This is a genomic window from Polaribacter sp. MED152, assembly GCF_000152945.2.
Lineage (GTDB): Bacteria > Bacteroidota > Bacteroidia > Flavobacteriales > Flavobacteriaceae > Polaribacter.
Genome location: NC_020830.1, coordinates 2,825,053 through 2,848,447, shown reverse-complemented (window position 1 = coordinate 2,848,447; position 23,395 = coordinate 2,825,053). Strand labels below are relative to the sequence as shown.

Genomic DNA, 23,395 nt, shown 5'->3' with positions numbered 1-23,395 from the left:
AATTACGATTCTGTTGTAGTACTCTCTGTTGGCAAGTCTATTTCATCTTCTGACTTTACTTCTGTATCTAAAGCCTCAAATGGTCTTTTACCAAAAATTTTCTCTAAATCGTCTTTAAAAATCACCTCTTTTTCTAAAAGCAATTCCGCTAAAACTGTAAGTTTTTCTTTGTGTTTAGAAAGCAATTCAATGGCTCTTTGATACTGAATTTCTATCATTTTAGAAATTTCTTTATCAATCATTTTACCAGTTTCCTCACTATAAGGTTTTACAAAGGCATCATTACCTGAAGAATCGTAATAAGTAATATTACCAACTTCATCATTTAAACCATATACTGTAACCATAGCTCTTGCTTGTTTGGTTACCTTTTCTAAGTCGCTTAATGCTCCTGTAGAAATTTTATTAAAAATAATTTTTTCAGCAGCTCTTCCTCCTAAAGTAGCACACATTTCGTCTAACATTTGCTCTGTTTGCACAATTAAACGTTCTGCAGGCAAGTACCAAGCAGCTCCTAAAGATTGACCTCTAGGTACAATAGTTACTTTTACTAATGGTGCAGCATGTTCTAACATCCAACTTACAGTGGCATGACCAGCTTCATGAAATGCAATTACTTTTTTCTCTTTTGGTGTAATACGTTTTTTCTTTTTCTCTAAACCACCAACGATTCTGTCTACAGCATCTAAAAATGCTTGATGATGAATAGCTTTCTTACCATTTCTAGCAGCAATTAAAGCAGCCTCATTACACATATTAGCAATATCTGCTCCAGAAAAACCTGGTGTTTGCTGTGCTAAAAACTCAACATCAACATCATCTGCTAATTTTAAAGGTTTAATATGTACTTCAAAGATTTCTTGTCTTTCTCTAATATCTGGTAAGTCTACATAAATCTGTCTATCAAAACGTCCTGCACGCATTAAAGCTTTATCTAAAACGTCTGCTCTGTTGGTTGCAGCAATTACAATTACGTTAGTATCTGTACCAAAACCATCCATTTCAGTTAATAATTGATTTAACGTATTTTCACGCTCATCATTACCACCTGTCATTGAGTTTTTACCACGTGCTCTACCAATTGCATCAATTTCATCTATAAAAATAATAGAAGGCGATTTTTGCTGTGCTTGTTTAAACAAATCACGCACTCTAGAAGCACCTACCCCAACAAACATCTCTACAAAATCTGAACCAGAAAGTGAGAAAAAAGGTACACCAGCTTCACCTGCAACTGCCTTTGCTAATAATGTTTTACCTGTTCCTGGAGGACCTACTAATAACGCTCCCTTTGGAATTTTACCTCCTAAAGAAGTATATTTTTCAGGGCTTTTTAAGAAATCTACAATTTCTTGTACTTCTTCTTTTGCGCCTTCTAAACCTGCTACATTCTCAAAAGTTGTTTTTACTTTAGTGTCTTTGTCAAAAAGTTTAGCTTTAGATTTCCCAATGCTAAATATTTGACCTCCTCCACCAGAACCTGCTCCTCCACCAGACATTCTCTTCATAAAAAATAACCAAATCGCTATTAAAATGATGAATGGTAAGAAACCAACTATAGCTTCAAAAATGCTCGTTTTTTCTTTGTTATCAATATCTACAACTAAGTTTTTTTCTTCCTTAGCCTCTATAACACTTTGTTCAAAGGTTCTTTGATCTCCAAAATTGTATTCATACACTGCAGATCCAGGTCTGTAAAATGTAGAGGTTGTAAATTTTTTATGTTCCTCTTTTTTTAGCGCTTCTTGTGTTAAGAATATTTGAGCTACATCTTTGTTAATCACAACAATTTTCTTGATGTCATTATCTTTCAATATTTCTTCGAACTTATTTCTTGAAATACTTTTAGATGCTAAATCTCCACTGCTGAAAAACTGAATAGCTATAATGGCTAAAAATATACCTCCATAAATCCAATAAGAACTGAATTTTAATTTAGGCATATTTGACTTATTGTCTTTATTTGAATCACTCATGTGTTATAAAATCAATAGGATTATACTGGGTTAATTTCGGTGATTTTTGCATCACCCCAAAGGCTTTCAATATCATAATAATCTCTAACATGCTTTTGAAAAATGTGCACAACTACGTTTACATAATCCATTAAAACCCATTCAGAGTTTCCTTGACCTTCTACATGCCAAGGTTTATCTTTAACCTCTTTACTTACTACTTTTTGAACTGAACTAGAAATAGCGTTCACTTGTGTATTTGAATTACCAGAGCAAATTACGAAATAATCGCATACGGTATTTTCTATATCTCTTAAATCTAATAATTGGATGTCTTCTCCTTTAACATCATCAATTCCTTTAATAATTACAGCGATTAAATCATCTGTGCTTACTTGTTTTTTTGTCATTAATCTCTTCTCTAATTTAATGCAAAGTTATTATTTTTTTGCGAGTATTTTGTGTATTATTGAACTAGTTTACACAATATTTAACAATTGAATTTAATCAAACTTAATGCCATTGATTCTACAAATTCTTTTTTAAAAGAAATGGCGAAAAATTCTTCTTTAGAAAACTATACTGTGGTTGTAGCTAAAGATCAAACAAATGGGCGTGGCCAACAAGAAAATACTTGGGCCTCAGAACCTTTTAAAAACCTTACGTTCAGTGCTTTTATCAATGATTTAAATTTAGAATTAAACCATTATAAATATTTTAATTTTGCCATTAGTTTGGGTGTGTATGATGCTATTTCTATGTACATTAATAAACAGTTATTTATAAAATGGCCAAACGACATTCTGTCAGCTAATCAAAAAATTTGTGGCATTTTAATTGAAAATTCAATTTCTAAAGGTGCTATGAAATATGCTGTGGTTGGAATTGGTATTAATGTAAATCAAGAAACATTTTACGAGAACCTATCTAAAGCATCATCTTTAAAAAATATTACAGGCAAATCTTACAACTTAGATGAATTGCTTGTAGAAGTTGTAACTGCAATAAAACTTAGAATAAAACAATTGCTAGATAAAGAGTACGATACCTTAGAAAATGACTATCTTAAAGTATTATACAAAAAAAACATTCCTAGCATGTTTAAAACAGCAGAGAATGCTTTATTTATGGGTAAAATTATAGGTATTTCTAATTCTGGAAATCTTAAAGTAGAACTCGGAGATGAGACTATAAAAGAATTCGGAATTAAGGAAATTTCTTTTGCTTAAATTGTTTCTAAATTATCTGTAAGCGTTTCAATAAAACTCGTTAATGGTTTTTTAACCATCATTGCCATCATTGCATTAAACTTGCCCTGAAATTCTAATTGTACTTCAGATGAATCTTCATCTACAGGCTGAATATCTGCCACTAGTTGAAAATCTAATTTACTACTTGCAGCTCCTAAAGTTACATTAGAATAAGGAGTTTTCTCTTTCAAAACCAATCTAATTTCTGGCATTCCTTTTAAACCAAAAATAAATGAATCGCCATCTACTTCAAATTTCTGAATAGATTCTGGCATTAACTGCTCAAAGTTCTTTAAATCAGATAAAAATTCGAATGTTTCTTTTTGAGATTTCTCAACTACTACTCTAGTACCTTGTATATTCATGCTTACTTATTTTATTGTTTCCACTCACTAGGGTTAGCTCTCCATTCTTGTAGAGTTGCTAATTCTTTTTGAGAAATATAATTACTGTCTAATGCTTGCTCTAAAAGATTCTCGTAATCACTTAATGTTTTTAAATTTACGTTTTTGTCTTTAAAGTTTTCTGTTGCTACATCAAAACCATAAGAAAATATAGCAACCATACCTTTAACTACTGCTCCAGCCTCTTTTAATGCTGCAACTGCATTTAAACTACTGTTACCTGTACTTATTAAATCTTCTATAACCACAACATTCTGACCACTTTCTAAATGCCCCTCAATTTGGTTTTTTCTACCATGTTTTTTAGGTTCTGGCCTAACATATACAAAAGGCACACCTAGTTCTTGAGCAACTAAAATCCCAATTGCTATAGCACCTGTTGCAACCCCAGCAATTACATCTGGTTTACCATATTCTAACTCAGCAATTTTAGCAATTTCCTCCTTTAAAAAAACACGTACTGGAGGATAAGATAAGGTAACTCTATTGTCACAATAAATAGGTGATTTCCATCCTGAAGCCCACTGAAAAGGTTCGTTAGGACTTAGTTTAATCGCTTTTATTTGCAATAAAAGTTCAGCTGTTTTTTTTGAAGTATCTTTGTTCATAACCATGTCACAAATGTATAAAGTTTTTGTAAATGATAAACCAATAATTATCACATCTTCATCAAAAAATGAAAAAAATTTTCCAATTTATTCATTCTCTGAACTTGAATTTGATGATGTACTTCTTAAATTAGAAGAGGAAACTATTTTTGGCGTCATTTTAGTCAGTGCAAATTTAGAACTTGATTGGCAAATATTCACTAAAAATTTAAAAGTAATTCCTGCTGCAGGTGGTTTAGTTGTAAATAATCAGCAATCAGTGCTATTTATTTTTAGGAACGGAACATGGGATTTACCCAAAGGATGGATAGAAAAAGGGGAATCTAAAGAATTAGCGGCTGTTAGAGAAGTAGAAGAAGAATGTGGTATTACCAACCTTTCTATCTTAAAACCATTAGCTACAACTTATCACATTTATAAACATAAAGGCCTAAAACTTAAAGAAACACATTGGTTTTTAATGCATTCTAATGATGCATCACCCTTAACACCACAATTAGAAGAAGGCATTACAAAAGTAGTTTTCTTAAATACTATAGAAATAAAAAAAACACTTTCTAACACATATGCCAATATTAAATTGGTTTATGATGCTTATAAACAGGCTTAAATCTAAAAAACATACTATATTTGCCGACTTTTAAAAACCTATAAGTTATGACAGAATTCATAAAAAAAATTACCCCAAATGTTAAAGACGATGTTTTAGCAGGTATCACAGTATCTTTAGCAATGATTCCTGAAGTAGTTGCTTTTGCGTTTGTTGCACAAATAGACCCTTTAGTAGCACTTTCTGGAGCATTCATTATAGGTTTAATTACAGCTATTTTTGGTGGTAGACCAGGTTTAATCTCTGGTGCTGCAGGTGCTGTTGCTGTTATTTTTGTTTCTATGATTGCTGAAGGGCATACGAAAGGAATGCTTTTTGACACGCCAATAGATAACATGGGTTACTTCTACCTTTTGGGTTGTGTAATTTTAATGGGTGTAATTCAAATTCTAGCAGGAGTTTTTAAATTAGGAAAATTTGTACGATTAATTCCTCATCCAGTGATGATGGGCTTTGTAAATGGTTTAGCTATCGTTATTTTTTGGGCGCAAGTAAAAATGTTTTCACACAAATCTTTAAGTGTTTCTGCAGAAGGTGTAAAAGAATATACAAGCACATTTATGCAAGGCAATGAACTTTATATTATGATTGGTTTAGTAGCCTTAACTATGGGTATTATTTGGATATTACCTAAAATCACTAAAAAAATTCCAGCATCATTAACTGCTATTTTAATTACTACTCTAATCGTTGTTTTTTCTGGATTAGAAGTTTCTACAGTAGGTTCTTACATTATAGAAGGTGGAGGAACAGGATTAAAAGGCGAGTTTCCAACTCCGAATTTAGAACTATGGCAAAACTTACCATTAAATTTAGACACCCTAACTTTTATCTTACCTTTTGCTGTATTAGCAGCATCTGTAGGTTTAATTGAATCTCTAATGACAATGAATTTAGTTGATGAATTAACAGAAACTAGAGGAAATGGTAATAAAGAATGTGTAGCTCAAGGAGCAGGAAATATAGTAAGTGGTTTGTTTGGTGGAACAGGTGGTTGTGGAATGATTGGCCAAACCGTTATTAACATCAACGCTGGTGGTAGAGGAAGATTATCTGGAATAATGATGGCTGTTACATTATTAACTTTTATACTATTTACAGATAAATTAATAGAGCAAGTGCCAATTGCAGCTTTAGTGGGTGTTATGTTTATGATGGTTATTGAAACCTTTGCTTGGTCTAGTTTTAGAATTATTAAGAAGATTCCTAAATCTGATGCCTTTGTTTTAATTACAGTATCTGCTGTAACCGTAATTTTTGATTTAGCGATTGCTGTTTTTGTAGGTGTAATTATTTCTGCTTTGGTTTTTGCTTGGGAAAATGCAAGAAGAATTAGAGCTAGAAAACGTTTTAAAGAAGATGGAACTAAAATATATGAAATTTGGGGTCCTTTATTCTTTGGTAGTATTTCCGCTTTTAATGAAAAATTTGATGTAAAAAATGACCCAGATCAAGTAGAAATAGATTTTGTTGAAGCTAGAATATCCGATCATTCAGCAATTGAAGCCATATTTGCTCTGGTAGAAAAATACCAAGCACTAAATAAAAAAGTTACTTTAAAACATTTAAGTGAAGATTGTAAAGTTTTATTATACAAGGCTTCACCAATTTTTAAAGATGTTATTGTAGAAAATATTGATGATCCAAGGTATCACCTAGCTGCAAATCCTGAGAAGTTTCCAAAACCTTTAAGCGAATACAAGTTTTAGACTTAAACCTTATAACTTTTGATTAATAGAAGGTAACAAAATTATAATTAGTTAAGCTACTTTTAGTTGATTACACAGTAGGTTAATTTAAAATATACTAGTATATTTTTATAAATATTCTAGTATATTTTTTAATATATACTACTATAATTTTTTAAATAGTGTAGTGTTTTAAAAGCAATATGAAGTTTGTGAGCTCAAAATTAAAAACCGTGCTTACTTTAAATGTATTAAAATAATTTATTCTTTTAGCAAAAATTTGTTATCAACTACGAACATTACTATCCTAGAATCCAATAACCTATTAATATTTATTTCTATTTAAAAATTAGTATATTTGGATAACCAAATTGGTTAACCAATTATTGATTTATGTTTAGAGTCCTTTTTTTACTACTTCTTTTTACTGCTACAACTCCAAATTTTAAAGCTCAAGTGGTTTTAAATGCAGATGGTGCAGGAAATACTTATGAGTTGATTAACTCAGTTATGGCTCCAAATTACAATGTTGTTGAAGTTCCAGATTGTGGTCATACCTCCTTTGGAAGACATATAGATGAAATTTTTGATTCAGAATTAAACAAGCATGTTTTTCGCTTTTTTGCACATACTTCAGAAGATAATGATAGGTGTAAAACCTTTGACAGGCAACGAACTGAAATTAAATCTTATGATAAAAGTCCTGATAATCTAATAGGCTTAGAAGGAGAACGTGTCATCTATAAATGGAAAATGAAGATTAGTTCTGATTTTCAAGTTTCGCCTAATTTTACCCATTTACATCAAATAAAATCGGTTGGAGGTGATTTTGCATCAATCCCTATGTTTACGTTAACTGCAAGGAAAGCCACTCCAGATCGATTGGAATTAAGATATACAAGTACCAACGACCAAAATACTATAAAAACAGCAGATCTTGATTTGTTGCGTGGCAACTGGGTATCAATAACAGTTGATTTAACTTATGGCACAAATAGCAACTACGAAATTGAGATTAAAAATACAGCAACTGATGCTGTTATTCTATACTATCAAAACTCTAACTTAGATAATTGGCAAGCAGGAGCTGAATTTGCAAGACCAAAATGGGGCATTTATAGAAGTTTGAATAATGCACAAGATTTAAAAGATGAAGCTGTTCTTTTTGCCGACTTTAGTATTGAGGAAACTTCACCTCTATCTATAGATAAAGTTAATCTAGTAAATAATGCAATCAATATATACCCAAATCCTTCAGAGAATTTTATAACTATTGAAAACAGTAATATTAGTTTTGATGGATTCACCATTTACTCTGTTCTAGGAAAAACAATTCTAGAAAAGCAAAACTATACTTCTAACAAAATAGATATTTCTTCAATTCCAAAAGGGAATTACTTTATTATGTTTAAGAAAGAAGGTAAAGTTGTAAGCAGAAATAATGTTTTAGTACATTAATTAAAACAAAATACAAACTGGGTTTGGTGCTTTAATTTCAGAAATAAAACTTAATTTACCATTCTTTTTATTTCGTTTGAATGAAACTATATTACTCGATTTTTCATTGGCTACAAGAAGAAAATCTCCATCTGGAGAAAGAGCAAAATTTCTAGGCCAATTACCTTTTGTACTCTCAAAATCCAGAATTTGTAAATTTCCATTTAGAGGATCAATTTCAAAAATAGCAATTGAATTATGTCCACGATTTGAAGCATACAAAAATTTACCATCAGCAGAGATATGAATATCTGCAGCATAGCTATTTCCTTTAAAATCTTCAGGCAATATTGAAAAAGTATTTTTTAAACTATACTTGTTTTCATTTTCTACAATTAAAGAAACTTTGTTGTTCAGTTCGTTTATGGTATAAAACCAATTTTTGCTTGGATGAAAAGCAATATGCCTTGGACCTGCTCCATCTGCCATTTTAATTTTTTCCTGTTTTGTAAATTCAAAGGATTTTTCGGAATCATTATAGGTAGAAAACCACAATTCATTGGTTCCTAAATCTGCAGTAATAATTTCATTCTTAGAAGGATGAAAATATGCTGAATGTGCATGAGGTGCTTCTTGTCTTGCAGTGGTTCCTTTACCAAAATGTTGTTGTACTGCCAACAAATTGGTTAATCCATTTTGATTATCAATTTTATAAGCTGCAATATTACCTCCTGTATAATTCGCTACAAGAACTTCATTATCTGAATTTATAGTTACAAAACAAGGATGTGCACCACCTGTTTTTGAAGTACTTAAATAAATTAATGAATCGTTTTCAATACGATATGATTTTACAAAACCTGTACCTTCATCATCTGTTTCATCTACTGCTACTAAGGTTTTACCATCATTAGATTTTGCCAAATAAGATGGATTGTTGGTTTCTGTAGCTAAACCTATTTTTTGTAAAATCCCATCTTTGTTGATGGCATATTTATAAATGCCCTTACTTTCTCCAGAAGTATATGTTCCCACAAAAAAAGTGGTTAATTCCGAAGATTCTATATTGGTAGTTTTACAATTTATACAAACTAATATTAAAGCGAACAGCACTATTTTTTTCATAATTAATAAACTTTGAATACAGGTAACATTAAATGCGCTTTTTCGTAATAAGGAGAATTTTTATAAATAAAATCCAACTGTTTTCTAGGGTTTTTCTCAAAATCCTTATCCTCTTTTAACTTATTTTCGAACTCATTTTTCAAAAACTCATTGTCTTTTAAAATTTGTTCTGCAACATCTTCAAAAACATAAGCAGAATAGCCCTCTTTTTTTTGTAAAACTGTATCAAAGAAATTCCAATTGAAGAATGAATCTGTAGCTTCAGCCTCCATAGTTTCCAGCAAATAACGCACTCCATTTTGATTGGTTGGTATGTATAAATCTCCTTTTTTAAAGGTAACTTCTTTTGATGAACTAAAAACTTCTGTATTGTAATGCAAATAATGCCCTTCATAAGGCGCATTTCTAGATTTAAAATCTTTTACATGATTTACGGTTACTGAAATTGTAGTGTCCTTACTAAAACTAGTATATTCAATTAAATTATTATCTAGTCTAGCAACAATGTCATGCCATCCTTTAGGTAAAATATAAGCAACAGGAATTTCTATTTCTTTGGTTACTTTAAATTCATCAAAATACTTAGTGTCTTTTTCAAATGGCTTGTTTTTGTCATAAAACAATCTTTTACCATTGGTAACTTTACTTTCTATATAACTACCTTCATATCCTTTAAACTTTAAAGTTCTGTATTTTTCTCTATCTACAGCATATTGAATAGGATAACTTTTCTTTGCTAAAATTTCTTCAGTTGCTTTTGCTCTTAATTCCTTAATTTTAGCTGAATTCTCTTCCGTAAAATCAAAAGCAGAAAATAGTAATTCATACGTTTGCTCCACTCTAATTTTATAAGGTTTAAGCATGTGTGTTTCTACCATTAATCCTAAAGTATTAAACAGGGTTGTATAACCTGTAGAATATCTAGGTGAATCAAAAAATTGAGAAAAACCTACTTCTGGAGTATTGCCCCAAACATTTACATATGGTGTTATGATAATATCTTTTTGTGCCAGTGATTGTTCTAAACCAGGCCTCATTTTATTCTGTAAAAAAGAACCTAAACTACCCCCTAATTTATTATGCTGCGTAAAGAGATGCGTAATTGCATATTGATAGTCTGCACCATTACTAACATGATTATCTATAAAAACATCTGGATTTACCGTATGAAAAATCTCGGCGAAAGCTGCAGCATTTTTTGTGTCTTGTTTAATAAAATCGCGATTTAAATCGTAGTTTCTAGCATTTCCTCTAAAACCATATTCTAATGGTCCATTTTGATTGGCTCTAGTGTGCGAATTTCTATTTAAAGAACCACCTACATTATAAACAGGGATAACACAAATGATAGAATTTTGATACTTTTTCTGTAAAGAATCGTTTTGAACAATATCTCTTAACAAAATCATAGAAGCATCAATTCCATCTGATTCTCCAGGATGAATTCCATTATTAATTAAAATTCTATTTTTTGATGAACTTTTAATTTCATCAATATTATAAATTCCATTTCTATCATAAACTACTAAATGCAATGGTTCTCCAGAATCTGTTTGTCCAAAACTGAACAATGAAATTTGTTCGTAAGCATCAGCTAAATTGGTATAATACCCAATTACATCTTTGTACTCTGGTGTTTCTGTACCTTTAGATTTTTCGAAAAGTGTGGTAAAATCTGTAGTTTCTTTAGATGATTTATTGCAAGAAACAATAAAAATAAAGGCAGAAACCAATAGGGTTTTCAATAAAAATTTATTCATAAATTATTTTTTAACTCTAACTGCATCAGGCACTAAACCTGTATAATCTCCATTATTTCTGATAACATCTCTCACAATAGATGATGATATATAACTCTTACCTGAAGAAGTTAGTAAGAATACAGTTTCTATTTCCGATAATTTTCTATTAGTATGTGCTATGGCTTTTTCAAACTCAAAATCAGCAGGATTTCTTAATCCTCTTAAAATAAATTCGGCATTCTGTTCTTTACAAAAGTTTACTGTTAAACCTTGATAGGTAACTACTTTAATTTTTGGTTCGTTCTTAAATGTCTCTTCAATAAAACTTTTACGCTCTTCTAAACTGAACATGTATTTTTTATCGGCATTTATACCAATAGCAATAATTAGTTCATCAAAAAGTTTTACACCTCTTTCAATAATATCAAAATGGCCAAGTGTAATAGGATCAAAAGAACCTGGAAAAACTGCTTTTTTCATAATTTTAATTTAATGCCATTTGAATAGCGTTATCAAAAAGTTGTGCTAAAGAAATGCCAGCCTCTTTAGCTTGTTGAGGCAATATACTTTCTTCGGTTAAACCTGGCACTGTATTTATTTCTAAGAAATATGGCTCATTATTAACAAAGATATATTCTGCTCTAGAAAAGCCAGACATATTTAAACATTTATACACATTTTGGGCTACCTCTTCTACCCTTTTTTGTTGTTGTTCTGTAATTCTTGCAGGTGTAATTTCTTGCGATTTACCTTCATATTTAGCTTCATAATCAAAGAAATCATTTTCAGAAACTATTTCAGTAATCGGTAAAACTTTTATTTCATTTTCATACTCAATAACACCTACAGAAACCTCTGTACCCTCTAAAAAAGATTCAATTAAAATAGCTGAATCCTCATTATACGCCTTTAAAATTCCATGAAAAATCTCTTCTTCTGAATATGCTTTAGATATACCATAACTAGAACCTGCATTGTTAGGTTTTATAAAACAAGGTAAGCCTACTTTCTCTTTTATTTCTTTAGTATTAATAACATCACCCTTATTTAAATAGATAGATTTTGCAGTTTTAATACCATATTCTTTTACAACACTTAAGGTGTCTCTTTTGTTAAACGTGAGTGCCATTTGATAAAAAGGAGCTGATGTATGAGGAATATTAAGCAATTCTAAGTAGCTTAAAATCATTCCATTTTCTCCAGGATTACCATGTATTGCATTAAACACACAATCAAATTTTATGTGATTCTGATTTATAACGCAAGAAAAATCATCTTTATTAATTTGGTATTCTGCATTAGATTCATCTAAAACTACCCATTTATCCTTTAAAATATGTACTCTAAAAACATTGTATTTATTTGTATCTAAATTTTGAAATACTACGTTTCCGCTTTTTATGGAAATATCTGCTTCAGATGAATAACCACCCATAATAATGGCAATATTTTTTTTCATCAAATTCTATTATTTAAACAAATTTATCAAAATATAAATAGAAACTGCAACGTTTAGATTTTATATATTTGTGCACCAATCAAAAAACATTCTATGGGTATTTTTCAGTTTCTTAAAAGTAAATCGTTTTTTAAACAATTAGCAATTGCTATCGTTAGTTTTGTATTGCTTTTTTTTATCCTTAAATTTTGGTTGAATGTAACGACTAATCACGATCAAAAAATTCAAGTTCCAGACTTGCATAAAATGACAATTAGTGAAGCTGAAAGAAAGTTAAACGAGCTAAATTTAGATTACAAGGTAATTGATAGTGCAAGTTATAACCCAGAATACCCAAAAAGATCGGTAATTGAACAAAGCCCTTCAGGAGGTGATTTTGTAAAAGAAAACAGAAAAATATACTTAACGTTAAATCCTTCTAAATACAGAGATATTACCATTCCTGATTTAAATGGAAGAACCAAAAGACAGGCAATTTCTGAACTACGAGCAATTGGTTTTGTTGTAGGTACAGAATACACCTACGTAAAAGATATTGGTAAAGATGTGGTTAGAGGATTAAGACATAATGGTAAAATTATAAATCCGAATGATAAATTGCCAAAAAACTCTCTAATTGAGTTGGTTTTAGGTGATGGAAATAGATAGATTATTAAGGTAGATAATTAAAAGAGATTTGGAAGAAAACCAAAATTTAGAATCAGAAAACGACGATTTATACGAACATTATAAATTTGTTGCGGCAGATGGACAAGAGCCTTTAAGAGTAGATAAATTTTTAATGAATTTTATTGAAAATGCTACTCGTAATAAGGTGCAACAGGCTGCAAAAGCAGGTAATGTTTTGGTGAATGATATTGCTGTAAAATCAAATCATAAGGTGAAGCCAAAAGATGTTGTTCGTGTAGTTTTGGCTTATCCTCCTGCAGAAAACTTATTGGTTGCAGAAGATATTCCCTTAGATATTATTTATGAAGATGATGCTGTAATTGTAGTCAATAAACCTGCAGGTATGGTTGTGCATCCAGGCCATGGAAATTATTCTGGAACACTAGTAAATGGTTTAATTCATCATATAGAAAATTTACCAACCAATTCTAATGAAAGACCTGGTTTGGTGCACAGAATAGACAAAGATACTAGTGGGTTATTAGTTGTTGCAAAAACTGAATTTGCAATGGCTCATTTATCTAAACAATTTTTTGACAGAACTACAGAGCGTTTGTATTACGCTTTAGTTTGGGGAAATATTGAAGAAGATGAAGGTAGAATTGAAGGTAATATTGGCAGAAGCTTAAAAAACCGTTTGCAAATGGCTGTTTTTCCTGATGGAGATTTTGGCAAGCATGCAGTAACTCACTTTAAGGTTTTGGAGCGTTTAACCTATGTAACTTTAGTACAATGTAAGTTAGAAACTGGAAGAACACATCAAATTAGAGCGCATTTTAAGCATATTGGTCATACATTATTTAATGATGAAAGATATGGAGGAGATGAAATTTTAAAAGGTACAACGTTCACCAAATACAAGCAATTTGTTCAAAACTGCTTTAAAGTTTTACCAAGGCAAGCCTTACATGCAAAAACATTGGGCTTTACACACCCAACAACTGGAGAATTTTTGAGTTTCAATTCTGAAATTCCTGATGATATTAGTGAATGTTTAGAAAAGTGGAGAACATACAGTGAACATTCTAAAGAGGAAATTGAGTAATTTTCTTTTTGTTATAAATATAAAATCCATTCTAAAAATAGAATGGATTTTTATATTTGACGTATATTTTCTTAACAACAACCAGAACCTGGAGCACAGGAATTGTTCTGCAAATCAGATATTTTAATTCTTGGCTTTTCTGCAGGAATACCACAGGCATCTAATGCTAAACAAGCCGTTAATTTAGAAGTTAGTAAAAAGTTAGTCCCATCAAAATCTAAATTATATTTGCCAATAGTATCTTTACCTTGATATTCTACTTCAATTTCCAAATCATCAAATTCAAAAATCTTTTCAGAGAGTTCGATAATATTTAATAATTTATCTGGGTGTAACCTATGATCATAATCTCGCTCTTCCCATAATTGAAAATTAATTACAGCTTCGCTTCTTACTTTTCCTCCACAATCTATAAAGTCTTTTTTAACTCTACCAACTTCGGTTACGTGGAAATGAGGAGCTACCAATTCACCATTTGGTAATTGAAAACCAATAGTTTTTAATTGTTTTAAATGTGTTTTTATTTCTGATAATTTCATGACAAAATATTTTAAATGTTAGAAAAAACGTATTTCATTTCTGTTGCTATTTGCAAACTTCTTTCAGCATATTTTTCATCCTGTTGATCTGTATTGTCAAACAATTTCGGATCTTCATAAGTAATAGGAATTCTCTTTTCTGCACCAGCAATAAATGGGCAATTTCCATCTGCATGTGAACAAGTCATAATTGCTGCAAACTCAGATGAAGGATTAAAATCATCACTATACTTTTTAGAAAAAGCAATTACAGGATGTGAATTATCATCAAACTGAATAGCGTACACAGGATTTTCTGTTTCAGACAATTTCTGCAACTTAAATCCTTGATTTACTAAAGTTTCACCCACTTTTGGAAACATGGCAGTAGTTTCTGTTCCTCCTGAATATGTAGTAACATTATCTATAGTAAAATAGTTTGCCATAGTTTGTGCCCAGATTTGCCCTAAATGACTTCGTCTAGAATTGTGAGTACAAATAAAATTGATTCGAATTGGTTTGTTCTCTGATTTCTTTTCTGATATAAAATCAATTAGAGGTTGTAAAACGGCTTTTCTTTCTGATGATAAGGTATCAGTATTTAGGTTTTGGATTACATTTTCAATTTGAGCATTCATTTTTTATAATTTGATTGGTTAGCAGCAAGTGCCTTTTGATTTTTTATTTAAAAATGCGCCTAATAAAACACTAATTTCTTCCCAGTTTTCCTCATGAATACAATAGCAAACGCTGGTACCTTCTATAGTACCTTTAATTAATCCTACTTTTTTAAGTTCTTTTAGGTGTTGCGAAATTGTTGGTTGTGCTAAACCAATATCTTTTACAAGGTCTCCACAAACACAACTTTCTAATTTTATTAAAAATTCTAAAATGGCTATTCTTGCAGGATGACCTAATACTTTAGCTATTGTAGCAATTCTATTTTGCTGTTCTGTAAATATTTCTGTCTTAGTTAAACCCATGATTATTTATATATTGCAATATTACGATTAATTAATTTAAAATGATAAATTTCACCTCTATTTTTTAAAACTCTTTAGTCACTAATTTAGAGTTATCATTATTTTTTTGAAGATTAATATTAAAATCTACAACACCTAATACCAGATTTCCCTCAGTAACCACCTCTACTTTCCACTTACCATCTAGAACATTATTTTTATAACTGTAACCTCTATACCCATTGTCTCTGCCCCCTGTAATATTAAAACCAATTTCATCCATCACTTGCCAATCATCTGCAGTTTTATTAAACCACATCCATCTATGAAATATTTTTTTCTCTAAATCTGTTGGTGCAAAAACTGATGTAAAAACATAAACAGGCTCTCTTTTAGATTTATTAAAATCGGTTTTATGATCTCTCCAAAAATAGAGCCAATCGTCTATTTCATAAGTCACCAAATATTTATCGTTTTTAATCTTTATATCATAAGCAATTAGTCCTTTATCTAATGCCAATGGCACAGGTGGAATTAATTTAAAATAATAACAGGCATTAATTAAAAAGTAAATACTTAAAATGAGCGTTATCATTTTATATCTTACTATTTCTACTCTTGCAGTTTGACTTGATTTGTAAACCAAATACACTAAAACTAGTGTAAAAATTAAACTTATAAATCCTGATAAATAAAATATTTCAGAATTCATTTTTTTTAAAATAATGGGTATAAAACAGCTTAGAAATATAAAATTTACGAAAAAGTAAAATCCAAATTGTAAATACTTATTCGATATTCTTTTTCTTAAAAATTCATTCGCAATAAATAAGAGTAGTAATAAAAAGAAGAATACAGCAGTTTTAGATAAAGAAACACTTCTGGCAAAATAAATTACGTAAGCACTAGATAATCCTCCTAAAAAAAACTGAATAGCCAATGGCAAATAAACAGCATATTTAGCCGGAATTTTCAGCAAAGGTTTTTCGTTTTCTGATAAGTTATATAAGTAAAGAGAGAGTGTTAGCAAAACCATGTGAGATGAAAGTACAACCAAATCATACATTCTGTCTATTCTTCCTAAGGTTAAAGAATCCCATGTAAAACCAGCTATAAAAAATAAGAGAGGAGCATATTTTTTATGTGTTCTTACGTATTTATGAAACTTGCTTTCTTTGTATTTAAAATATATCTTTTTCATTAACAAAAAACTATTTAACCTTAAATCGTATAAATTATTTCAATACAAATATCAATATAATTCAAGTATAATCATCAACTATTTTTTGAAGCGTTTGTATCTTTACATTTATAAAAGTAGCCCTTTCTATTTAATTCTAATTATATATGAAAATTATAATATCGCCAGCAAAATCTTTGGATTTTGAGAGTAAAGTTGAAACTAGTTTACACACACAACCACAATTTTTAGAGCAGTCTGAAAAGTTGAATAAAAAACTAAAAACATTATCTAAAAACAAACTTTCTAGTTTAATGTCTATTTCTAATGATTTAGCTTCTTTAAATTATGAGAGAAATCAAGAATGGCAAACGCCATTTACTACAGATAATGCAAAACAAGCAATTTATGCGTTTACTGGTGCTGTTTTTCAAGGAATTGATGTAACCACTTTACCAGAAGAAAAATTACCACTTTTACAAGAGAATTTAAGAATCTTGTCTGGATTATATGGCTTATTAAAACCTTTAGATTTAATTCAGCCTTATCGTTTAGAAATGGGAACAAAATTAAAAGTAAGTAGAAAAGACAATCTTTATAAGTTTTGGGATGACACTTTAGCAAAAGCATTAAATGAAGAGTTGCAAGATGATGAATTACTAATAAACTTAGCGAGCTCAGAATACTTTAAAGTGATTCCTAAAAAGGTATTGAAAGTACCAATGGTTACTCCTGTTTTTAAAGATTTTAAAAATGGGCAATATAAAACGATCATGACTTATGCTAAGAAAGCAAGAGGCTTAATGGTACGCTATATTATAGACCATAATGTTAAAACGATAGAAGAACTTAAAAACTTTGATGTAGAGAATTATCGTTTTTCTGAAACGATGTCATCAGAGCATGAAATTGTGTTTACCCGTTAATTTTTCATCTTATTCATAACCCAAATATGAGGGGCTGTTACTGCAAAAAGTATCATAAAAATAAGCGAATTTAGTATTTTTACATCTATAAAAATAACATACAAAAGTAAAAGACCAAGGATACTAAAACCCCAAAATATAGCTCCTTTTTTTAAGTAAAATAATATATTTTTTTTGTTAAAATCTCCAGAAATAAATTCAATTTGTCCTAAAATTGAAGGAATAGAATGCCACAAAATAAAATAAATTGCAAATCCTAAAATTAAAGAAGACGTATTAAATACTACCGCTATTAAAGCAAGGTAAAAAAGCTCCTTTAAAAAATTTGATAAATTTATCTTCTTCTTTATTATTAAAAATACATTTAATAATAAAAACAAAACTCCGCTTGTAATTAATGTGATAGTTACTTCATTATTGTTAAAATAATTACCTGTTAACTCAACCATGATCTCTTTAACATTGTCTAAAGCAAATGTAAAAAGTATTGCAAAAAGAAGGATTCCGTACGTTGTATAAAAAAATGTATCAAACCACCAATTTACACTAATATTTCTGCTAAAATGTTCTTCCCCAAAATGATAAGAACTAATTAAAATAAAAAGACAAATTGAAAAAAATGGCTGAATATAAAAGAGTAGAAAACAAATAAAGACAATACCCAAATAGGTTATTAAATTTTTCTTATCAAGAATTTTAACTTTTTGTCTAATTGATAAGATCAATAAATCATTTGCTCCGTGAAGAATTCCTATTGATATTACTAATACATAACCAATATAATCCTCCACAAGGTCACCAAATTGGATACTAACCCAAATCAAGAAAAATGTAAAATAAATCTTAAAATTTTGATAATTTTTTAAAATATCCATATCCATTTTACAAATGTATTATTTTATTTTGTATTTTTGTTTAAGCTTTTAGTAAAAAAGCTAAACATTATTTACTAACTTAATTTATTATATCATGAGTTTAATTACAAATTTTTTAGCTGTAGCAAAAATGGCACCAGATGATTATGTAGGTTTTACATTCTTTGTAGGCTGCATGGCAATGATGGCTGCTTCAGTATTTTTCTTTTTATCAATGAGTAGTTTTGATAAAAAATGGAGGACATCAATTTTAGTGTCTGGTTTAATTACTTTTATTGCAGCAGTGCACTATTGGTATATGAGAGATTATTGGGCTGCAAACGCAGAATCACCAACATTCTTTAGATATGTTGACTGGGTTTTAACAGTACCATTAATGTGTGTTGAGTTCTTTTTAATATTAAAAGTTGCAGGGGCAAAGAAGTCTTTAATGTGGCGATTAATCTTTTTATCTGTAGTAATGTTAGTTACTGGATATATGGGAGAAGTACTATTTAGAGAGCAAGCTTGGTTCTGGGGATTAGTTTCTGGTATTGCATATTTTGTAATTGTTTATGATATTTGGTTAGGTAAAGCTAAAAAATTAGCAGTAGCTGCTGGTGGTTCTGTATTAAAAGCGCACAAAACTCTATGTTGGTTCGTTTTAGTTGGTTGGGCAATTTACCCAATTGGATATATGGCTGGAACTCCAGGTTGGTACGAAAGTATTTTTGGAGGATGGAACTTAGATGTTATTTACAATATTGGAGATGCCATTAACAAAATTGGTTTTGGATTGGTTATTTATAATTTAGCTGTTCAAAGTTCAGACGAAATAAAGAAATAATAGTTTGTTATCCGAATAAATTAAAAACAATATTATTTATAAGCCCAAAAACTTCACAAAGTTTTTGGGCTTTTTTTTAAAAATAAGATTAAAAATAAATCGTATTTAACAATCTGCCATTCTTACTGTAACAGCTAAACCTCCTTCTGAGGTTTCTTTGTAGTTTTTATTCATGTCTTTTGCAGTTTCCCACATGGTGTCTATTACCTTATCTAAATGAACCAATGAATCTTTAGGATCTGTTTCTAAAGCAATTTCTGCAGCGTGAATAGCTTTTATTGCACCCATAGAATTTCTTTCTATACATGGCACTTGCACTAAACCAGCTATAGGATCGCAAGTTAAACCCAAATGATGCTCCATTGCAATTTCTGCTGCTGATAAACATTGTGCTGGGGTTCCTCCTAACAACTCAGTTAGAGCTGCTGCAGCCATTGCAGATGAAACTCCAATTTCTGCTTGGCAACCACCCATTGCTGCAGATATTGTTGCGTTCTTTTTAAAGATACTTCCTATTTCTCCTGCAACTAATAAGAATTTTTTAATATGTTCAAAATCGGCTGTGTGATTTTCGATAACTAAATAATACATCAGTACAGCTGGAATAACACCTGCACTACCATTAGTTGGTGCAGTTACTACGCGACCTAAAGATGCATTTACCTCATTTACAGATAAGGCAAAGCAGCTAACCCATTTTAAAATTTCTCTAAATTTAACTTCAGAACCTCTAATGGCTGCAATCCATTCTGTAGGATTCGAATATTTCGCTTCCTTTATTAATTTTTGATGCGTGTCAAAAGCACGTCTTTTCACATTAAGTCCTCCTGGTAATCTTCCTTCTGTATGACAACCAATGTACATACATTCTAACATCGTTTCCCAAATACGATTTAATTCAAAATCTATTTCTTTGGCCGATTTTAACTCTAATTCATTCTTTAAAACTACATCTGAAATATGGATATTATCTCTTTCACAATATTCTTCTAATTGTATTGCTCTATTTACAGGATAAGGAAAGTTCTTTTTGTTGATTTCTATTTCATCTTCAAGATTGTCATTTTCTTGTACAATAAATCCACCTCCAATAGAATAATAGGTTTCTGTAGAAATTTCTTTACCATTTGCAAATCCTCTAAAAGTCATTCCATTGGCATGAAAGGGTAAAAATTCTCTATTAAATTTTATGGAGTTTTTAGGAAACGTAATGCGCTTGCCACCTTTAAAAAGAATTTCTTCTTGTGTATTTATTCTTTCTACAATAATAAAAACATCTTCTATAGGTATATACTCTGGGTCTGCTTCACTTAAACCGAGAAGAATGGCCAAGTCTGTTGCATGGCCTTTACCTGTTAATGAAAGTGAACCATATAAATCTACTTTCAGCTCATCAAAAAGATCGAATTGTTTATTTTCTTTTACTTTTTGAATCCAAGTTTGTGCTGCTCTCCAAGGGCCTAATGTATGAGAACTTGATGGGCCAACACCAATCTTTAGCATATCAAAAACACTGATAAATTGAGACATTCCTAAAAATTTAAATAAATTCTGGTGTAAATGTAAAAAATCCAACTCAATGAGCTGGATTTTTTTGAATTTATTAAAATGTATTTTAGTTACATTCCGTAAACAGATTCTTTATCGAACTTTTTAACAAGCATATAATAAACAACTGCTCTGTATTTTTTTCTTTCAGATTTACCAATTCGTTCCATTACTTCCTCTATACCAGCATCTAACTCAGCACTATCTGCTAAACCTAACTTTTTAATTAAAAAATTATTTTTTACAGTTGCCAGTTCTTTTGCATCAGAACCAGATACTGTTTCAGCATCGGCTTTATATATTGATGGACCTAATCCTTTAGTTACAGCAGCTAATAATTCTGTATTTGAACGTAGATTTCTATCGTCCATAAATTTTTTGTACAAAGCAACTTTTTCGTCAAATTTACTCATGGTGTCTAATTAATTTATTGGTTTAAAGATTTAATTCTTATTGTATTATCCAAATATAGGAAATTAAAAACAGAAAAGGAAACACTTTTTTAGAGCATCAAAAAAAGTGAATTTATGTCATCTTGTCATAATTTTTAAATGGCAAAACTTAAAAAACTGACATTTTCTAATCAAAAACCAGTTGGCATAGCCTTTGACTAATAGTAACTGTAAAATTGAAAAATAAAATTTAATATAAATAAAAATTATGAGTAAAATTATAGGAATAGATTTAGGAACTACCAACTCATGTGTTTCTGTTATGGAAGGTAATGAGCCAGTTGTAATTCCTAATGCTGAAGGAAAAAGAACTACACCATCTATTGTTGCCTTTGTTGAGGGTGGAGAACGTAAGATTGGTGACCCTGCTAAAAGACAAGCAGTGACAAACCCAACTAAAACTGTTTATTCTATTAAACGTTTTATGGGTAATAAATTCTCTGAGTCTTCTAAAGAAGTGCAAAGAGTACCTTACAAAGTTGTTAACGGAGATAATGATACACCAAGAGTAGATATTGATGGTCGTTTATATACACCTCAAGAAATTTCTGCAATGGTATTACAGAAAATGAAAAAAACTGCAGAAGATTATTTAGGCGCAGATGTTTCTCAAGCTGTAATTACAGTACCTGCATATTTTAACGATGCACAAAGACAAGCTACTAAAGAAGCTGGTGAAATTGCTGGTTTAAAAGTAGAAAGAATTATCAATGAGCCAACTGCAGCAGCATTAGCTTATGGTATGGATAAAGCAAATGACGATAAGAAAATTGTTGTTTTTGACTTTGGAGGTGGTACACATGATGTATCTATCTTAGAGTTAGGAGATGGAGTATTTGAAGTATTAGCTACTGATGGTGATACACATTTAGGTGGTGATGATGTTGATGAAAAAATCATTAACTGGTTAGCAGATGAGTTTGAAGCAGATGAAAATATGGACTTACGTAAAGACCCAATGGCTTTACAACGTTTAAAAGAAGCTGCAGAAAAAGCTAAGATTGAATTATCTAGTTCTTCTTCTACAGAAATTAACTTACCATATGTTACTGCTACAGCTAGCGGACCAAAACACTTAGTAAGAACTTTATCTAGATCTAAATTTGAGCAATTAATAGATGATTTAGTGAAAAGAACTATTGAGCCATGTAAAACTGCATTAAAAAATGCTGATTTATCAACTTCTGAAATAGATGAAATTATTTTAGTAGGTGGTTCTACAAGAATACCAGCTATTCAAGAAGCTGTAGAAAAATTCTTTGGAAAAGCACCAAGTAAAGGAGTTAACCCAGATGAGGTTGTTTCTTTAGGAGCTGCTATTCAAGGTGGAGTTTTATCTGGAGATGTAAAAGATGTATTATTATTAGATGTTACACCTTTATCTTTAGGTATTGAAACAATGGGTAATGTTTTCACAAAATTAATTGATGCAAACACCACCATTCCAACTAAAAAATCTCAAGTATTTTCTACTGCAGTAGATAATCAACCTTCTGTAGAAATTCACGTTCTACAAGGAGAAAGAGCAATGGCTGCAGACAATAATACAATTGGTCGTTTTCACCTAGATGGTTTACCACCAGCACAAAGAGGTGTACCTCAAATTGAAGTAACTTTCGATATTGATGCAAATGGTATTATTAAAGTATCTGCTTTAGATAAAGGAACTAACAAGTCTCACGAAATTAGAATCGAAGCTTCATCAGGATTATCTGAAGAAGAAATTGAAAAGATGAGACAAGAAGCAGAAGCAAATGCTGATGCTGATAAAGCTGCAAAAGAAACTGCTGAAAAAATTAATGCTGCAGATTCTATGATTTTTCAAACAGAAAAGCAATTAAAAGAATTTGGTGATAAATTATCTGCGGATAAAAAAGACCCAATTGAAGCTGCTTTAGTTGAATTAAAAGCTGCTCATGAATCTAAAGACCTTGCACAGATTGATGCTGCAATGGAAAAGATTAATGAAGCTTGGAAAGTTGCCTCTGAAGAAATGTATGCTGCTCAAGGTGGTGCTGCAGGAGCTGAAGGAGCTCAAGCTCAAGGTCAGCCAGATGCAAGTGCAGATCAAGGAGATAATGTAGAGGATGTAGATTTTGAAGAAGTAAAATAGGCA

The 23,395-nt window shown here is 30.5% G+C and carries 24 protein-coding genes; 9 read left to right on the top strand and 15 right to left on the bottom strand.

What is annotated here, in order from left to right; genetic code table 11:
• Positions 1–2 precede the first annotated feature (2 nt).
• Positions 3–1,976: an ATP-dependent zinc metalloprotease FtsH gene (gene ftsH / locus MED152_RS12760; protein ID WP_015482311.1), complete on the bottom strand. Its 1,974-nt coding sequence runs from the start codon at positions 1,974–1,976 to the stop codon at positions 3–5.
• A 20-nt stretch (positions 1,977–1,996) separates the two neighbouring features.
• Positions 1,997–2,365, bottom strand: a complete 369-nt coding sequence (gene rsfS, locus MED152_RS12755) for a ribosome silencing factor (RefSeq protein WP_015482310.1) — start codon at positions 2,363–2,365, stop codon at positions 1,997–1,999.
• Positions 2,366–2,452: 87 nt separating this feature from the next.
• On the opposite strand from rsfS, the gene MED152_RS12750 reads away from it, so the two are divergent.
• Positions 2,453–3,184, top strand: coding sequence for a biotin--[acetyl-CoA-carboxylase] ligase (locus tag MED152_RS12750; protein WP_015482309.1), 732 nt, complete (start codon positions 2,453–2,455; stop codon positions 3,182–3,184).
• On the opposite strand, the gene MED152_RS12745 is transcribed toward MED152_RS12750, so the two are convergent.
• Together MED152_RS12745 and pyrE are read right to left on the bottom strand one after the other, a co-directional pair.
• Complete coding sequence (locus MED152_RS12745; protein WP_015482308.1) at positions 3,181–3,570, bottom strand: hypothetical protein; 390 nt, start codon at positions 3,568–3,570, stop codon at positions 3,181–3,183. The genes MED152_RS12750 and MED152_RS12745 overlap by 4 nt on opposite strands.
• 11 nt (positions 3,571–3,581) lie before the next feature.
• Positions 3,582–4,223, bottom strand: a complete 642-nt coding sequence (gene pyrE, locus MED152_RS12740) for an orotate phosphoribosyltransferase (RefSeq protein ID WP_041384040.1) — start codon at positions 4,221–4,223, stop codon at positions 3,582–3,584.
• A 7-nt stretch (positions 4,224–4,230) separates the two neighbouring features.
• On the opposite strand from pyrE, the gene MED152_RS12735 reads away from it, so the two are divergent.
• The 3 genes from MED152_RS12735 (at position 4,231) to MED152_RS12725 (ending at position 7,973) form a co-directional block, all read left to right on the top strand.
• The gene (locus MED152_RS12735; protein WP_041383696.1) at positions 4,231–4,827 is read left to right on the top strand and encodes an NUDIX hydrolase; all 597 of its coding nucleotides are present in this window, start codon (positions 4,231–4,233) and stop codon (positions 4,825–4,827) included.
• A gap of 47 nt (positions 4,828–4,874) precedes the next feature.
• Positions 4,875–6,536 carry a SulP family inorganic anion transporter gene (locus MED152_RS12730; protein ID WP_015482305.1) on the top strand — a complete coding sequence of 554 codons (1,662 nt, stop codon included), beginning with the start codon at positions 4,875–4,877 and terminating at the stop codon, positions 6,534–6,536.
• 372 nt (positions 6,537–6,908) lie between these two features.
• Positions 6,909–7,973: a T9SS type A sorting domain-containing protein gene (locus tag MED152_RS12725; RefSeq protein WP_015482304.1), complete on the top strand. Its 1,065-nt coding sequence runs from the start codon at positions 6,909–6,911 to the stop codon at positions 7,971–7,973.
• Here the strand turns inward: MED152_RS12725 and MED152_RS12720 are convergent, their stop codons facing one another.
• From MED152_RS12720 to MED152_RS12705, 4 genes are read right to left on the bottom strand one after another with little or no spacing between them, the layout of a single operon-like run.
• Positions 7,974–9,077: a lactonase family protein gene (locus tag MED152_RS12720; RefSeq protein WP_015482303.1), complete on the bottom strand. Its 1,104-nt coding sequence runs from the start codon at positions 9,075–9,077 to the stop codon at positions 7,974–7,976.
• 2 nt (positions 9,078–9,079) lie between these two features.
• Positions 9,080–10,837: a M14 family metallopeptidase gene (locus tag MED152_RS12715; protein WP_015482302.1), complete on the bottom strand. Its 1,758-nt coding sequence runs from the start codon at positions 10,835–10,837 to the stop codon at positions 9,080–9,082.
• Between the two features lie 3 nt (positions 10,838–10,840).
• Positions 10,841–11,299 (bottom strand): pantetheine-phosphate adenylyltransferase, encoded by a 459-nt coding sequence (gene coaD / locus MED152_RS12710; protein WP_015482301.1) that lies wholly within the window; start codon positions 11,297–11,299, stop codon positions 10,841–10,843.
• A gap of 4 nt (positions 11,300–11,303) precedes the next feature.
• Positions 11,304–12,278 carry a D-alanine--D-alanine ligase gene (locus tag MED152_RS12705; protein ID WP_015482300.1) on the bottom strand — a complete coding sequence of 325 codons (975 nt, stop codon included), beginning with the start codon at positions 12,276–12,278 and terminating at the stop codon, positions 11,304–11,306.
• Between the two features lie 246 nt (positions 12,279–12,524).
• Here MED152_RS12705 and MED152_RS12700 point away from each other — a divergent pair, with 246 nt between their 5' ends.
• Both MED152_RS12700 and MED152_RS12695 read left to right on the top strand, forming a co-directional pair.
• The gene (locus tag MED152_RS12700) at positions 12,525–12,926 is read left to right on the top strand and encodes a PASTA domain-containing protein (RefSeq protein ID WP_238559142.1); all 402 of its coding nucleotides are present in this window, start codon (positions 12,525–12,527) and stop codon (positions 12,924–12,926) included.
• A gap of 28 nt (positions 12,927–12,954) precedes the next feature.
• The gene (locus MED152_RS12695; RefSeq protein WP_015482298.1) at positions 12,955–13,992 is read left to right on the top strand and encodes an RluA family pseudouridine synthase; all 1,038 of its coding nucleotides are present in this window, start codon (positions 12,955–12,957) and stop codon (positions 13,990–13,992) included.
• A gap of 71 nt (positions 13,993–14,063) precedes the next feature.
• Here MED152_RS12695 and MED152_RS12690 read toward each other — a convergent pair whose 3' ends face one another.
• From MED152_RS12690 to MED152_RS12675, 4 genes are all read right to left on the bottom strand, one after another.
• Positions 14,064–14,531 carry a DUF6428 family protein gene (locus MED152_RS12690; protein ID WP_015482297.1) on the bottom strand — a complete coding sequence of 156 codons (468 nt, stop codon included), beginning with the start codon at positions 14,529–14,531 and terminating at the stop codon, positions 14,064–14,066.
• 11 nt (positions 14,532–14,542) lie between these two features.
• Complete coding sequence (locus MED152_RS12685; RefSeq protein WP_015482296.1) at positions 14,543–15,148, bottom strand: low molecular weight phosphatase family protein; 606 nt, start codon at positions 15,146–15,148, stop codon at positions 14,543–14,545.
• Positions 15,149–15,166: 18 nt separating this feature from the next.
• A complete protein-coding gene (locus tag MED152_RS12680; protein ID WP_015482295.1) occupies positions 15,167–15,493 on the bottom strand; it encodes a helix-turn-helix transcriptional regulator in 327 nt (108 codons plus the stop codon).
• A 64-nt stretch (positions 15,494–15,557) separates the two neighbouring features.
• On the bottom strand, positions 15,558–16,673 hold the full coding sequence (locus MED152_RS12675) for a DUF2914 domain-containing protein (protein ID WP_015482294.1): 1,116 nt from the start codon (positions 16,671–16,673) through the stop codon (positions 15,558–15,560).
• Positions 16,674–16,819: 146 nt separating this feature from the next.
• Here MED152_RS12675 and yaaA point away from each other — a divergent pair, with 146 nt between their 5' ends.
• Positions 16,820–17,578 carry a peroxide stress protein YaaA gene (gene yaaA / locus MED152_RS12670; RefSeq protein ID WP_015482293.1) on the top strand — a complete coding sequence of 253 codons (759 nt, stop codon included), beginning with the start codon at positions 16,820–16,822 and terminating at the stop codon, positions 17,576–17,578.
• Here the strand turns inward: yaaA and MED152_RS12665 are convergent.
• The gene (locus MED152_RS12665) at positions 17,575–18,459 is read right to left on the bottom strand and encodes a Brp/Blh family beta-carotene 15,15'-dioxygenase (protein WP_238559141.1); all 885 of its coding nucleotides are present in this window, start codon (positions 18,457–18,459) and stop codon (positions 17,575–17,577) included. The genes yaaA and MED152_RS12665 overlap by 4 nt on opposite strands.
• Before the next feature lie 88 nt (positions 18,460–18,547).
• Between MED152_RS12665 and MED152_RS12660 the strand changes: the two genes are divergently transcribed.
• Complete coding sequence (locus MED152_RS12660; protein ID WP_015482291.1) at positions 18,548–19,279, top strand: bacteriorhodopsin-like; 732 nt, start codon at positions 18,548–18,550, stop codon at positions 19,277–19,279.
• Positions 19,280–19,384: 105 nt separating this feature from the next.
• On the opposite strand, the gene MED152_RS12655 is transcribed toward MED152_RS12660, so the two are convergent.
• On the bottom strand, positions 19,385–20,809 hold the full coding sequence (locus tag MED152_RS12655) for an L-serine ammonia-lyase (RefSeq protein WP_041383694.1): 1,425 nt from the start codon (positions 20,807–20,809) through the stop codon (positions 19,385–19,387).
• Between the two features lie 89 nt (positions 20,810–20,898).
• Complete coding sequence (locus MED152_RS12650; protein WP_015482289.1) at positions 20,899–21,240, bottom strand: DUF2853 family protein; 342 nt, start codon at positions 21,238–21,240, stop codon at positions 20,899–20,901.
• Positions 21,241–21,487: 247 nt separating this feature from the next.
• Here MED152_RS12650 and dnaK point away from each other — a divergent pair, with 247 nt between their 5' ends.
• Positions 21,488–23,392 (top strand): molecular chaperone DnaK, encoded by a 1,905-nt coding sequence (gene dnaK, locus MED152_RS12645; protein ID WP_015482288.1) that lies wholly within the window; start codon positions 21,488–21,490, stop codon positions 23,390–23,392.
• Positions 23,393–23,395 lie beyond the last annotated feature (3 nt).